The following is a 13,835-nucleotide window of genomic DNA, read 5'->3' as shown; positions in this document are numbered from 1 at the left end:
CAAGCAGGAATTGGAGAACGCTATGGCAAAATTATTTATTCAAGAACTTCCGACTCGTGAAGAACTGTACAAATCAGCTGTTGATTTGAATACAGCGACTGAAATTGATGCAGATGCGATTTATTCAAATCTGCTGTTTATGAAAGTGGCGACAGAACTTGAAATCAAACTTGATAGCTTGTTATCTGAATACCATCTTTCAAGTGGTCGTTTCACGTTGTTATACGTATTGAAGAATACACCGGAAGGAATCATGCCTTCTGTGTTGGCGCAAAAAGTGGGAGTCACTCAAGCGACAATTTCAGGTCTATTGAACAGTCTTGAAAAGGCCGAGTTGATCGTGCGTGAAACTCATCAAAAAGACGGTCGTTCGTTTGTCGTTAAAATAACTGACAAGGGCGATGCGATGGTGAAAGAGATTTATCCACGCTGGTATCCATATGTGCATAATTTCTGGAGCCAATTTGCAGACGACGAAAAAAATGCTTTAAATGGTCTGCTTGAAAAGATGTTGCAGAACCCAGCTTTTAAAGCCTGATTTTTAGCACTCTAGGTCCTTCTGCGGTCGATATGCATTACACTAAAAGTGTAAACCTTTTGACCGAGGAGGACCCATGATTCCGAATCCATCACAGGACAGCGATACAGCCAAAGCCATTAAGGCATGCTTCTCCTGCTCAAGAACTTGTTTGGAAACTTTGCAGTACTGTCTTCATCAAAAAGTTTCTAAATTTACTGGTAAACAATTAGCGATTCTACAATTTTGCGCGGACTCTTGCCAAACATCGGCGGGAATGATGATGGCGGATATTAGTATTCACCATCAAAGTTGCGAACTCACTTTTGAATTGTGCACTCGTTGCGCTGAAGAGTGTGAGCGCTATCAAGATGATACCGTGATGTCTCGTTGTGCAGATGAATGCCGTCGTTGCGCCGACATTTGCAGAGCGATGGCAGGAATGACCGTGCAAATTTCTGGAAATGGCGGTCGTGAGGCGACTAAGCCCGCACGACCATAAATTCTAGAGCTCGCTGATGTCGTCGATGATTCCAGCTTGCATCATCATTTGGAAGAGCAGGCTGATTTTATCCGGTGTCAGCGTATTGGCTGAGTCTGCGAGAGCTTCGGTTACAGAGTGACCGTCTTGCAGGCTCTCCAACACTTTGAATTCCGTGGCGTCGATGCGACGGACATAGATTTTTTTATCTTTCTTATACACCAAAAGATTTTCTGGCTGATTCCAATTGATGTCTTCGAATTCGTATTGGGGTTCTTTGCGATGACTCCACAATTCGTAGATGGCGTAAGGACTTTTAAATAACGTCATCGCATCAATGAAGTTCACTTTGAAATCTTCCGCGCTAATCAGCTCTTGAACTCGTTCAACCGGAAGGGGATTCGGAGTTTGTGCATGGAAGATGTTTTTAAATTTCCACTCGAAACGCGCCAGATCCCCAATGAATGGAATGCCCATCATCGCGTGCTGAAGCTGCAAGAAGTCTGGAAAGTTACTGCCGTAATCCGATAAATTATAAGACACCGAAGGTTCGGTCGCGATATACGTGTGTGCAACTTCATCAAATAATTTATCGCCTAAAACCCAGTGGACTCCCTCGAAGGTTTCGCGCAACGCTTCGGTTAAACGCGCCAGATAGCTGTCGTGATAAACTCCGAAGGCTTGCGATAAAGACAACTGCCCTCCGGGTTTAAAGATTTTCAGTACGGCCGAATCTGCTTCGCCTTCGATAATTTGTCTTTTAAACAAAGACTGAAGTTCGTTGAGTGTCATGTGACTTCTCCAAAATAAGGGCTGCTTTGATCACTTCACATTCCAAATCCTGAAAATCGGGAATGTTATCATCACGCTCGATTGAAATTGGAATGTGACGAATACGTGGCGCAAGATCGCTGAATAAATCCCAAATGGGCTCTGGAATGTCCTCCGAGTGAGTATCAAACATATAAGTTTCATAATCACGCGGTCCTGCCAGATGAATCTGCGCAACACGGTCTAGCGGAATTGAATCAACGAAATCGTAAACATCATAGCCATGATTATTGGCGTTGATATAGGCGTTGGTTAAATCCAACAATAAAGCGCAACCTGAGCGTTTGGAAATCTCTGTGACAAATTCCCATTCGGACATTTCATTATTGCGGTAACCGACGTAGGTCGAAATATTTTCGAACACCATCGGACGATGCAAATAGTTCTGCACAAAATCGATATTGTTCACGACCGTTTGAATCGCTTCTTCTGTATAGGGGAGGGGCAGAAGGTCATGCATGTTGTGAGATTGAAAACCCGTCCAACATAAATGATCAGAAACGATAAACGGTTCGACTTGATCGATCAGGTCGCGCAGTTTGTTGAGATAATCTAAACGAACGCCTTCAGCGCTGCCGACGTTCAAGCTGACTCCATGCAAAGCCACCGGATAGTTTTTGCGAATGCTCGTCAAAACTTCCAAGGGACGGCCGCGAGAATCCATGTAGTTTTCGCTGATCGCTTCAAACCATGAAACCGCAGTTGATGGATGCGCCTCTAAATACGGATAGTGGGGAGGGCGCAAACCCATCCCCACTTTATTATTAAAATGTTGTGTCATTTTTATCCGGCCTTGCCTGATTTATCTTCTTTAAATTTGCCGTGAGCTTCGGCGCACTTTTCTTTCGTCATCTTGACCCAGCCTTGGCCTTTGCAAGAATTTTTTCCCGCGCAAGAGTGACCTTTGCCGCCACAGTCGCCTTTGCCTTTGCATGAATTGACGCCGTGGCATTCGCCTTCGACTGTCGCGACATCCGTTTTATGAGTGTCGGCTCCATGTGCTGTCAGTGACAGTCCCAAGGCTCCAGCTGCAAGCAGGCCTGATAGTGCTGATCTTGTAAGTACTGATTTCGTCATTTGTTGCTCCCTTATTTTTTTTGATTCGCAATAACCGCTTCGCCTTCGATTTCGATTTTGACTTCGTCACCGACGACAAAACCGCCAGCTTCAAGTGCTTTATTCCAGTTCAGCCCATAGTCCTTGCGATTGATTTTGGTTTCGGCGTCGAATGCCAAATGACGATTGCCCCATGGATCCGTCACTGCACCTTTGTATTCGATATCCAAAGTCACAGGTTTCGTGATTCCGTGGATTGTTAAGTCACCTTCGATTTTTTTCGGTTTCGCATTGTCATAAACCGTTTTTTTGCCTTTGAATGTGATCTTTGGAAATTTAGCGACGTCTAAGAAATCAGGACTGCGCAAATGTTTATCGCGATCCTTTTCGTTGGTATTGATTGAGTCCGCTTGAATGTTGATCATCACTTTATCTAGTTTCTGAGACTTCTCATCGAACTGAAAAGTGCCGTCGAATTTATCGAAGCGACCTTTGACCTTTGAAACAACCAAATGCGGAACTGTAAACTGAATCACAGTGTGAGCCGGGTCGACCATATACTCTTCTGCTAAAGCTGAAGATGCCGAAAGTGCTACGATCAAAGCTGGAAACAAAGCGCGCATGATTCATCCTTTGTGGTGTTAAAAGAAAAGGAACAAGAGCTGTTCTTAACTTTTTTTGATGAACCCATGATTTACAAATTAAGATTAAGTAAGACGCTTTAAGAACTGTCGCCGATTTCGCTTTTTGCTAAAGAACATTTCGGGCAAAAAAAAGGAGTTCGTGATGAACTCCTTTTTTAGAAAACTAAAATTTCAAAACGATGAACTAGAATTTCAAAAGGGCTTCAACATCCAATTTACCACCAGAAACTGTTTTATCTGAAAGGTTTGGAAGTTTCTTCGCCGAGCCGATGATCGCAGCTTTCACATCAGCATAAGTTTTCTCTGGGTGAGCAGACCAGTAAAGAGCCGCCGCACCTGCAACGTGAGGACACGCCATTGAAGTACCATCCCAAGTTGCTTTGAAACCGAATTTATCAATCACGATATCAGAGTACTGATTGCCAACCATTGTTGAGAACACAGCAACACCCGGAGCAGCCACGTGCACAGTTTTTTGACCCCAGTTCGAGAATGAACCCAAGTTATCTTTAGAATCAATTGCCGCAACCGACACGATATTCGCGTGTGGGTACGTCGCAGGATAAGAAGGTTTTGGATCTGTGTCGTTGCTGTAGCCTTTACCTTGGTGACCGTTACCAGCCGCCGCTACAAATAAGACGTCGTGATCTTGAGCGTACTGAACAGCATCGCGCAATGCTTGGTTTTCTTGGCCTTCAGATGGATCTTCACCTTCAGAACCCCAAGAGTTGCTTAGAACTTTCGCGCCATTATCAACCGCATATTTAATTGCTTTGATCGCGTCAGCTGTTGTGCCTTGACCTTTTTCAGTGATGAAACGCAAAGCCATGATTTTTACATTCGGAGCAACGCCAGCGATACCTTTGCCATTGTCACCACGAGCTGCCACGTTGCCAGCACAGTGAGTGCCGTGACCTGGGTTGCCACCTTTGAACAAGATGTCTAAAGGATCCACTGATAGATCGTAAGGTTTGTTGTCATTCGCAGCGAAATCCCAACCGATTACGTCGTCGATGTAACCGTTGTTGTCGTCATCGATACCGTTGTTAGGAATCTCTTTTGTGTTTCTCCAGATATTTGGCAAAAGATCTTCGTGAGTATAATCAACGCCTGTGTCGATCACAGCCACGATGAAATCAGGATTTCCTTTTGTCACTTTCCAAGCTTCTTCAACGCCGATGTTCAGCATGCCCCATTGTTTGTTAAACAAAGGATCTGCACCGGTTGTAGCTTGCGGAGCGTCAGGAATAGCCGGATTGTCTTTAGGAGCCATGATTTGTTCTTGCGGATTTCTGCGCAACATTTTGGCAAGAGCCGCACGACGAAGCGGGTCCTGAATCATGTGATCTTCCATTAAAGAGATTTTGTAGTTCGGTTGTACGAACTCGACCGCTGGATTTTTAACCAAGTTGTTTACGCTGAAGTTTTTTGGAGCAAGAACTCGAACCCAGGAATCCGTTAATTTTTCAACTTTAGCGCCCTGAAGTTCGATCTCAGTGAACCCAGGTGCTAACTTAATGAGCAAATCTTGGGTTTTATGCTGAGCGTGGGCCGATAATCCGAAGGCGAAGAGTGCAGAAACCAAACTGACTGCGACTTTATTCATGTTTTTTCCTTCCTTGAGATGAAATTCACTATCACTTCCCTTCATGTGAAGAGACAAAGTGGAAAGTTATAGCGAGGTTGCTCGACTGATGTTGAGTTGAAATTTAAGTTTCTTCGGAATCGAGGGGATAATCAATTTCATTAACAAGCCTTTGCAACTGCGCGTTGAAGAAATCAGACGCACTATCTATAATCACATATCTAGTTGTCAGGATTACGGATTTTCAGTAACTACTTAATGATAGCTAATTGAAATTGCAGAGGTGTATTTATGCACAAGAATGAAGTGCAGGGTTCTGCGTCTCACGGAGGCGCTACAGGGACTCAAGCAGTCGACGATATGTCGCGAGATTTCGCGTTCACATCGAAGTTAGATCACATCGTAGCATGGGGTCGTAAAAACTCGTTGTGGCCAATGCCTTACGGTACTGCTTGTTGCGGTATCGAATTCATGTCGGTGATGGGACCGAAGTACGACTTGGCTCGTTTCGGAGCTGAAGTTGCGCGCTTCTCTCCACGTCAAGCGGACTTGCTTGTTGTTGCAGGTACAATCACAGAAAAAATGGCTCCTGTTATCACTCGTATTTATCAGCAAATGCTGGAACCAAAATACGTGATCGCAATGGGTGCATGTGCAAGCTCTGGTGGTTTCTACCGCGCTTATCACGTTCTTCAAGGAGTTGATAAAGTGATTCCTGTCGACGTGTACATCCCAGGTTGCCCTCCAACACCAGAAGCGGTGATGGACGGTATCATGGCTTTGCAACGTATGATTGCTACAAATACTCCACGCCCTTGGAAAGACAACTGGAAGAGCCCATATGAACAAGCTTGAGAATTTAAAACAAAGCCTTGCTGGCAAGTTCAAGATTGAGAACTTCAAATTCACTCACGCTGTGGGTGATAATGTTTTGGAAGTTCCAAAAGAAGACGCGCCAAAAGTTCTTCAACACTTCAAAGACTCTGGCGAGTTTGATTTCTTGATGGACGTTTGTGGTGCCGATTATCCAACTCGTGAAAAACGTTTCGACGTTGTTTATCACTTGTTCTCTTCAAAAGATAACTCTCGTCTACGCGTGAAAGCGCAAGTAGGTGAAGGGGAGTCTATCGGTACAGCGATTCCTGCTTACCGTGGTGCTGACTGGTTTGAACGCGAAGCTTACGACATGTTCGGTATCGTTTTCGACGGTCATCCAAACTTGCGTCGTATTTTGACGCATCACCAGTTTGTGGGTCATCCACTTCGCAAAGATTACGATGCGAATCACCAACAAGCTTGTACAACTTCATTGCCAATTCACTTCAATAACGAACCGGGTTCTCCAGGTAACGTATTGAATGATAAATATGTTCCTTTGAACATCGGTCCAGCCCATACAGCAATGCACGGAACTCTTCGTGTGATGGCTGAAATGGATGGCGAGACAATCGTTCGTTGTAACAACGAAATCGGTTATCTTCACCGTTGCTTCGAAAAAATGGCGGAAACTCATCCGTACAACCAAGTTATTCCATACACAGACCGTTTGAACTACTGCTCGGCTCCAATGAACAACATTGGTTACTGTAAAGCGGTTGAGCGTTTGTTGGGTGTTGAAATCCCAGCAAAAGCACAAGCGATGCGTGTGATCTTGGCAGAGCTTTCTCGTATCATCGACCACACGATTGCAATCGGTACTGGCGCGATGGACTTGGGTGCTTTGACTTCATTCTTCTTCATGTTCGGTTTGCGTGAACAAGTTTACTCTTTGTTCGAAAAACTTTGCGGCGCTCGTTTGACTGTATCAATGACTCGCGTTGGTGGTATGGCTCAAGATGCACCTGAAGGTTGGTACGATGAAGTTCTAGCTCTTTGTAAAGAGATCCGTCGTGGTACTGATGAAATGGCTGCGATGGTTTTGGATAACAAAATCTTTATCCAACGTACTCGCGGTATCTGCCCAGTGAATGCACAAGATGCAATTCAATGGGGTTACACGGGTCCTCTTCTTCGTGCTTCTGGCGTGAATTTGGATTTGCGTAAAGCGCAACCTTATTATGGTTACGATTCATTGGATTTCGACGTTCCAGTTGGAACTTCTGGTGACATCTATGATCGTTACTTGGTTCGTTTCGAAGAAATGCGCCAATCAGTTCGTATCATTGAACAAGTCTGCAAAAACGTTCCTGGTGGCGATTACACAATCCGCGACAAAGGCATCGTTCTTCCAGAGAAAAAAGATGTTTACGGTAATATCGAAGGTTTGATGAACCACTTCATGTTGATCATTAAAGGTCTTCGTCCACCAGTTGGCGAAGTTTACGATGCAACTGAAGCTGCAAACGGTGAGCTAGGTTTCTATCTAGTGAGCGATGGCTCTGCAAATCCATACCGTTTGAAAGTTCGTCCACCTTGCTTCGCTATCTATCAGTCTTATCCGACTGTAGTTAAAGGCGCGATGTTGGCGGATGCGATTGCGACAATCGCTTCTATGAACCTTATTGCCGGCGAATTAGATCGCTAATTCCGAGGGAAAAAGATGTTTAAACTTTCTGAACAAGGCTTGGCTAACGTAAAAGCAGAACTTGCTCGCTATGAAGCGAAAGAGTCTGCGATCATTCCAAGTCTTTATATTGCTCAAAAAGAAAATAGCGGCTTCATCACTCCAGATATTATCCGTCACTTGTCACAAGTGATGGATATTCCTGAAGCACGTATCAATGAAGTATTTAAGTTCTACACGATGTTCAACCAAGAGCCTGTAGGTAAATACCACGTGCAAGTGTGCACGAATATTTCTTGCGCTTTGGAAGGCGGTCGTGAACTGGCTTCGCACATCTGCCACGAGCTAGGTGTGAAATACAACGAAATCACTTCTGATGGTCGTTTCACAGTTAGCAAAGTAGAGTGCCTTGGCTCTTGCGGCACAGCTCCTATGATGCAAGTGAATGACACTTATCACGAGAAACTAACTCCAGAGACTGCAATGAATCTTTTGAGAGGTATGAAATAATGGCTGAAGCAAAGATTCTTACAGAATTTTATCACTTGCCAGAATATCAAACTTTGGCTGGTTACAAATCTAAGGGCGGTTACGAAACTTTGCCTAAAGCTTTGAAAATGCAACCGCAACAAATCATCGACGAAGTGAAGGCTTCTGGTCTTCGTGGTCGTGGTGGTGCGGGTTTCCCAACAGGTATGAAATGGGGCTTCCTTCCTAAAAACGGAGAACCTCGTTACTTGCTATGCAACGCCGATGAAGGTGAACCTGGTACTTTCAAAGATCGTATGATGATGGAGCGTGCTCCTCACCAATTGATCGAAGGTATGATTATCTCTGGTTTCGCGGTGGGTTCTAATAAAGGTTATATCTACGTTCGTGGTGAATACGTTTACCCGATCGAAGTTTTGAACAAAGCGATCAAAGAAGCTTATGCAGCGGGCTTGCTAGGTAAAAACATTTTGGGTTCAGGTTTCGACTTTGACCTTGATGTGTACCGTGGCGCCGGCGCTTACATCTGCGGTGAAGAGACAGGTATGATTTCTTCTTTGGAAGGCTTGAAAGGCCAACCAAAATTGAAACCTCCATTCCCTGCGGTTCAAGGTTACTTGCGCAAACCAACTATCGTGAACAACGTAGAAACTTTGGCAGCAGTGACTTACATCGTAAAAGATGGCGCACAAGCTTACCGTAAATTTGGAACTGAAAAATCTGCGGGAACGAAATTGTTCTCTGTATCTGGTAACGTGATGAAGCCAGGTAACTATGAAGTTCCATTGGGTTACCCTTTGATTGATCTTATCAACAAAGAGTGTGGCGGTATGAAACCAGGTCGCAAATTGAAGGCGGTTATCCCTGGTGGTTCTTCTGCTCCGATCTTGACGGCTGAAGAAGTTGGAAAAGCAAATCTAGATTACGAATCACTTGCTGGCTTGGGCTCAATGTTGGGTTCTGGTGCGGTGATCGTGATGGATGACTCTCAATGTATGGTTGATATGTTGGGTGTTTTGACTCACTTCTACGCTCACGAATCATGCGGTCAATGTACTCCATGCCGTGAAGGTACAGGTTGGTTGGATAAGATTCTTCATTCGATCTTGGAAGGCCGCGGTCGTCTTCAAGATATCGATTTGTTGATCAAAGTTGCTGACAACATGAAAGGTAAAACAATCTGCGCTCTTTCAGACGCTGCTGCTTTGCCTGTTTTGAGTTTTGTTAATAAGTTCAGAGATGAATTTGAATTCTACGTTCGTGAAGGACGCTCGAAAGTAAAAGGAACGACATATGCCGAAATGCACCATTAATGGCAAAGAAGTCGAAGTAAAAGAAGGCACGTCGATCATCGAGGCGATGCAACAGTCTGGCGATCGTATCGCTCACTATTGCTGGCACCCGGGATTGTCTGTTGCTGGTGTATGCCGTCTTTGTATGGTGGAGATCGAAGGAAATCCACGCGTTCAAATCGCATGTAACACAATGGTTACTGAAGGTATGAAGATCAACAACACGTCTGACAAAGTGAAAGACGCTGTGAAGTGGGGTCTAGACTTCCACTTGATCAACCATCCTTTGGATTGCCCTATCTGTGACCAAGCCGGTGAGTGCGGTCTACAAGATCAATACATGGAGTACGGTAAGTACGATCCAGAAATGGCAGAGCCAAAACAAAAGAAACACAAGGTTGTGGACTTGGGCCCAACTGTGGTTTTGGATTCTGAACGTTGTATCTTGTGCTCTCGCTGTGTTCGTTTCACAGAAGAAGTTTCTAAAACAAATGAATTGGGTCTTTTCAACCGTGGTGACCGTACTGAAATCGGTACTCACGATGGTATGCCTTTGGATAACAAATACTCACTGAACACAGTGGATATCTGCCCAGTAGGTGCATTGACTTCAAAAGACTTCCGTTTCCGTCAGCGCGTTTGGTATCTAAAAGACGCAGAGACTGTATGTAACGGTTGCTCAACTGGCTGTAACGTAAAAGTATACTACAACCGCGAAGGTTTCTTCCGTGTTAAACCAGTATACAACGAACAAGTGAACGGTTACTGGATGTGCGATGAAGGTCGTGACATCTATAAATTCGTAAACAAAGACGTTCGTTACGTGAAAGCACAAGTTCGCACGAACGGTGGTTGGACTGAAATGCACGCAGGTGCTGCAGCGAAAGCGGCTTCAGAAGTATTGAAAGCTTCTGCTGGCGATTCAGCGGCTCTTGTATTGACAGCTCAGTACACAGTTGAAGAATTCGAAGCGATCGTGAATACGTTCGTAAATGAATTCAAATCTAAGAAAGTATATTTCTGGATCAACAATAAGGAGACTTTCGATTCTTTCGATAACCTTCTTATCCGCGGTGACAAAAACCCGAATACAAAAGGTTTGTTGAAGGTTCTAGAAAAGCACGGCATCTCTGCTACATGGGCTGATTTGTCTGCAGGTCTTTCTAGCGGTGCAATCAAAACGGTTGTTGTCGCGGGTCCTGAAAACTTGGCAGTGTTCCCAGACTTCGCAGAGCGCGCGAAAGAAATTTCTAAAGCGCAAAACGTGATCTGGTTGCAAGCAGCTAAGCACGATGCTTTGGCGCAAATGAACAACAACGCATGGATCATTCCAATGAAAACTTTCGTAGAGAAAGATGGAACATTCATCAACCACGCTGGTCTTGAACAAAAATTCAAAAAAGCGACTGTTGTTGTTTCTGAAGCTCTGACTTTGACTGAAGCAGCGTTGTTGTTGTCTGGTAAAAACCTGACAATTCAAGCAACTCCTGCGAACGAGTTCTTGCCGTTGAATCAACGTCCTGACCAAGTTGAGTTGGAAGCGCGTAAAAAGAATGAGTTTGTATTTAAGAGAGGTAGCCTATGAGCGTAATGCAAAACAACTCTGAAAAGGCCAAATGGTACTTGCCGGGTGTTCTTGGTGGTCTTGCGATCACTGGAAAGCATTTGATCAAGAACCTCTTCAATCAGAAAAAAATGATGACCCTGAACTATCCGGAAGAGAAGTATGAATACTCTCCACGATTCAAAGGGAACCACATTTTGACTGTGAAAAAAGACGGATCTCTTCGTTGCACAGCTTGTATGTTGTGCGCGACGAACTGTCCTGCTGAATGTATCAAAATCGTAGCGGCTGAACATAACGACCCATCGGTTGAAAAGTTCCCAATCCAATACGAAATCGATATCCTTCGCTGCGTATTCTGCGGTTACTGTGAAGAAGCGTGCCCAGTGGACGCTGTTCGCTTGGGACCTGAATGGCAAACGCCAGCAGTGAACGGTGGCAAGTTCATCTACGACATCAATCACTTGGCATACCGTCCAAATCTAAAAGGCGGCATCCAAACTCACGTCGACGACGAAGAACGCCACAAACAAGGCATCTAACATTTCACAAAAGTTGAAATACAAAAAAAGGGAGCTCCAAAAGCTCCCTTTTTTTATTCCGAAAAGGCAAAAAGGTGTCTGCCACTTTTTCCGCAAAAGTGCCTGGCACTTTTTTGGGTCTACGGCGCGTTATTCAATGCCCGTAAAAGTTGCAACTCTTGAAATCCTCTCTCAGACTTGAAGACAGGGGGATTTATGAAAAAGTTATTGTTGGCTTTGGTTTTGGCGTGCGCTCCGGTTTTCTCTTTCGCACAAAGCATGGGAACTTTCGCGGTTGAAGCGAAACCTGTTGATCAATATTACCGCTACAATTTTGGCAATGTGACTGTGGGTATGCGCATGTTCGCAGACTTTACTTTGACGGCACCAGCGAATGAAGCTGTGCAAGTGAAAGGCATCACAATCTCTGGCGCGATGTACGATGCGCAATCAAACTGCCCAGTGGTTTTGAATCCAGGTTTGACGTGCACAACACGCGTGTTCTTCTGGCCACGTCTTGAAGGTGGTGCATGGGGTTCGTTGGTCTTCAATCTTCAAGACCACAGAATCATCATCGATCTTTTCGGCTACGGCTGGAGAAGATAGTTTCAATTTTTACGGAGCGAGGAAAACTTCCTCGCTCGTTTTTTCTACTTCGCCAGTCAGTTTGCAACGGATCAGTGGTTTGTAAACCGTGTAGTTGCCCTGAACCTGCGATTCATACAACACAATCTCAGAGACATGAATTTTGCCGAAGCTTTTTCTCTTAAATGGAGAAAGCATGTCTTTCACGCTCTTCGGATTGCGAAGACGGGCGAAAGTGATGTGCGGAACATAGTCGCGCTCTTCCGCATGAGCGATCAATTTTTGCTCGATCAGCTCTTGTTCAAGAATATTTTTGAAAGTATTGAGGCAGCGTTTGTTTTGCACACCCAACCACAAAACGCGCGCATCGTGTTCGTTAGAAAAGGCGCTAACGTCTTCGATTTTTAAGTCAAAGGGTGCGAAGTTTGCGCACACTTTTTCTAAAGCGGCGGCAAGTAAAGGAATGTTTTCTTCCTCGGTAGGGCCGATAAAAGTGATCGTCGCATGCAAGTTATCAAGCGGAACCCACTTCATAGCGAGTTCACGTTGATCCGCATTGATTTTCAATTTTTTATAAGTCGGCAAGAAGGTTGTCTTTAAGGGATCCGTCGCATTGAGAGCAAAGAACAGACGTTTCTTCATACCCCTATTGTACCTACTGCCTGGCCCTTTACCTAACGATTAAATCGAAGGTCTAGGTTTCAGCTCGAAATAACGGGGCGGAGAATCTCCGCCCATCATTATTTTTTGGGAGGGAACAACAACGAGGCCGCGATTGAACCACCAATTAACAGGGCAATCACACCCAAAGAAATGCCAATCGGGAATTTGCCATCAAAAAGGTTATTCAACCACACCATTTTTAAACCCACGAACACAAGAACCGCAGCTAAGCCGTATTTCAAAAGATGGAACTTATCTACGACTCCAGCCAACAAGAAATACAACGAACGCAAACCTAAGATCGCAAAGATATTAGACGTAAATACGATCAAGGGTTCTTTCGTAATCGCAAAGATCGCCGGCACTGAATCGACCGCGAAAATCACGTCAGTAAATTCCAAGAAGATCAAAGCAATGAACAGCGGAGTCACCATGCGCACGCCGTTTTCTTTAATGAAGAAGTGATCTTCATGCATACGATCAGCGACGGGCAGACGCTTTTTCAAGAGCTTAATCAACCAGTTCTTCGACGGATCGACGCTACCTTCGTGTGAGAACACCATCTTAATACCCGTGATAATCAGGAAGATACCAAACAGCATCACGACAGCATGGTACTGCATCAATACCGAGCCAAGAGCGATAAAGATCGCACGGAAGATCAAAGCACCGATAATTCCGTAGAATAAAACTCTGTGCTGATATTTTGCAGGCACACCGAAGAAGCCAAACACCACAACGAACACGAAGATATTATCAATCGATAAAGACTTCTCGATTACATAGCCGGTCAGGAACTCAAGACCGACTTGTTTCGCCGTATTCGGATCGCCGAATTTGTTGAGCGTGTAGTAATACAGTAAAGCATTAAAGACGAGTGCTAAGCTCACCCAAACAGCGGACCATAATGTGGCCTCTTTAAAGCTGACAGTATGCGAGTGTTTATGAAAGACACCCAAATCGAGCGCAAGCATACCCATCACGAAGCCTATGAAAGCCAGGTAGAACCACCAGTATTCGGCAAAGGGGAATAAAAGTTCAGGAACCAAGAAAACCTCCTAGATCTGATCTTAATTCCTTTCGAAACATTTAAAAAATAGATAA

The 13,835-nt window shown here is 44.6% G+C and carries 16 protein-coding genes; 9 read left to right on the top strand and 7 right to left on the bottom strand.

The genetic code is table 11. The annotated features are described in order from the left end of the window. The first annotated feature begins 22 nt into the window (after window positions 1-22). Both DOE51_RS15370 and DOE51_RS15365 read left to right on the top strand, forming a co-directional pair. Complete coding sequence (locus tag DOE51_RS15370; RefSeq protein ID WP_142697420.1) at window positions 23-538, top strand: MarR family winged helix-turn-helix transcriptional regulator; 516 nt, start codon at window positions 23-25, stop codon at window positions 536-538. Between the two features lie 76 nt (window positions 539-614). Continuing rightward, a complete protein-coding gene (locus DOE51_RS15365; RefSeq protein WP_142697419.1) occupies window positions 615-1,019 on the top strand; it encodes a four-helix bundle copper-binding protein in 405 nt (134 codons plus the stop codon). Between the two features lie 3 nt (window positions 1,020-1,022). Here the strand turns inward: DOE51_RS15365 and DOE51_RS15360 are convergent, their stop codons facing one another. The 5 genes from DOE51_RS15360 to DOE51_RS15340 form a co-directional block, all read right to left on the bottom strand. Beyond that, entirely contained in the window at window positions 1,023-1,790 is a 768-nt protein-coding gene (locus tag DOE51_RS15360) for a DNA-binding domain-containing protein (protein ID WP_142697418.1), read from the bottom strand. After that, entirely contained in the window at window positions 1,759-2,610 is an 852-nt protein-coding gene (locus tag DOE51_RS15355; RefSeq protein WP_246845119.1) for a DUF692 domain-containing protein, read from the bottom strand. Before DOE51_RS15355 ends, DOE51_RS15360 begins: the two co-directional genes overlap by 32 nt. 2 nt (window positions 2,611-2,612) lie before the next feature. Continuing rightward, a complete protein-coding gene (locus tag DOE51_RS15350) occupies window positions 2,613-2,906 on the bottom strand; it encodes a hypothetical protein (protein WP_142697417.1) in 294 nt (97 codons plus the stop codon). A gap of 11 nt (window positions 2,907-2,917) precedes the next feature. Next, the gene (locus tag DOE51_RS15345; protein ID WP_142697416.1) at window positions 2,918-3,508 is read right to left on the bottom strand and encodes a YceI family protein; all 591 of its coding nucleotides are present in this window, start codon (window positions 3,506-3,508) and stop codon (window positions 2,918-2,920) included. Window positions 3,509-3,713: 205 nt separating this feature from the next. Beyond that, window positions 3,714-5,135 carry a S8 family peptidase gene (locus tag DOE51_RS15340; RefSeq protein WP_142697415.1) on the bottom strand — a complete coding sequence of 474 codons (1,422 nt, stop codon included), beginning with the start codon at window positions 5,133-5,135 and terminating at the stop codon, window positions 3,714-3,716. A 270-nt stretch (window positions 5,136-5,405) separates the two neighbouring features. Here DOE51_RS15340 and DOE51_RS15335 point away from each other — a divergent pair, with 270 nt between their 5' ends. The 7 genes from DOE51_RS15335 to DOE51_RS15305 all read left to right on the top strand — a co-directional run bounded on the left by DOE51_RS15335 (window position 5,406) and on the right by DOE51_RS15305 (window position 12,089). Then, window positions 5,406-5,969, top strand: a complete 564-nt coding sequence (locus DOE51_RS15335; protein ID WP_371726445.1) for an NADH-quinone oxidoreductase subunit B — start codon at window positions 5,406-5,408, stop codon at window positions 5,967-5,969. Then, complete coding sequence (gene nuoD / locus DOE51_RS15330) at window positions 5,956-7,638, top strand: NADH dehydrogenase (quinone) subunit D (protein ID WP_142697414.1); 1,683 nt, start codon at window positions 5,956-5,958, stop codon at window positions 7,636-7,638. The genes DOE51_RS15335 and nuoD overlap by 14 nt, the downstream gene beginning before the upstream one ends. Window positions 7,639-7,653: 15 nt before the next feature. After that, on the top strand, window positions 7,654-8,127 hold the full coding sequence (locus tag DOE51_RS15325; RefSeq protein ID WP_142697413.1) for an NAD(P)H-dependent oxidoreductase subunit E: 474 nt from the start codon (window positions 7,654-7,656) through the stop codon (window positions 8,125-8,127). After that, window positions 8,127-9,419 carry an NADH-quinone oxidoreductase subunit NuoF gene (gene nuoF, locus DOE51_RS15320; protein ID WP_142697412.1) on the top strand — a complete coding sequence of 431 codons (1,293 nt, stop codon included), beginning with the start codon at window positions 8,127-8,129 and terminating at the stop codon, window positions 9,417-9,419. The genes DOE51_RS15325 and nuoF overlap by 1 nt, the downstream gene beginning before the upstream one ends. Continuing rightward, a complete protein-coding gene (locus tag DOE51_RS15315; RefSeq protein WP_142697411.1) occupies window positions 9,400-10,983 on the top strand; it encodes a 2Fe-2S iron-sulfur cluster-binding protein in 1,584 nt (527 codons plus the stop codon). Before nuoF ends, DOE51_RS15315 begins: the two co-directional genes overlap by 20 nt. Beyond that, window positions 10,980-11,504, top strand: coding sequence for an NADH-quinone oxidoreductase subunit I (locus tag DOE51_RS15310; RefSeq protein ID WP_142697410.1), 525 nt, complete (start codon window positions 10,980-10,982; stop codon window positions 11,502-11,504). The genes DOE51_RS15315 and DOE51_RS15310 overlap by 4 nt, the downstream gene beginning before the upstream one ends. Before the next feature lie 195 nt (window positions 11,505-11,699). After that, complete coding sequence (locus tag DOE51_RS15305) at window positions 11,700-12,089, top strand: hypothetical protein (protein ID WP_142697409.1); 390 nt, start codon at window positions 11,700-11,702, stop codon at window positions 12,087-12,089. Window positions 12,090-12,098: 9 nt separating this feature from the next. On the opposite strand, the gene thpR is transcribed toward DOE51_RS15305, so the two are convergent. Both thpR and DOE51_RS15295 read right to left on the bottom strand, forming a co-directional pair. Continuing rightward, window positions 12,099-12,710 carry an RNA 2',3'-cyclic phosphodiesterase gene (thpR, locus tag DOE51_RS15300; RefSeq protein WP_142697408.1) on the bottom strand — a complete coding sequence of 204 codons (612 nt, stop codon included), beginning with the start codon at window positions 12,708-12,710 and terminating at the stop codon, window positions 12,099-12,101. A gap of 98 nt (window positions 12,711-12,808) precedes the next feature. Further along, on the bottom strand, window positions 12,809-13,780 hold the full coding sequence (locus tag DOE51_RS15295) for a TerC family protein (protein WP_142697407.1): 972 nt from the start codon (window positions 13,778-13,780) through the stop codon (window positions 12,809-12,811). Window positions 13,781-13,835: the final 55 nt, after the last annotated feature.

Origin of the sequence: Bdellovibrio sp. NC01 (assembly GCF_006874625.1) — a bacterium.
Lineage (GTDB): Bacteria > Bdellovibrionota > Bdellovibrionia > Bdellovibrionales > Bdellovibrionaceae > Bdellovibrio.
The sequence above is the reverse complement of the archived record's forward strand: the minus strand, read 5'-3'. Positions and strand labels throughout refer to the sequence as shown.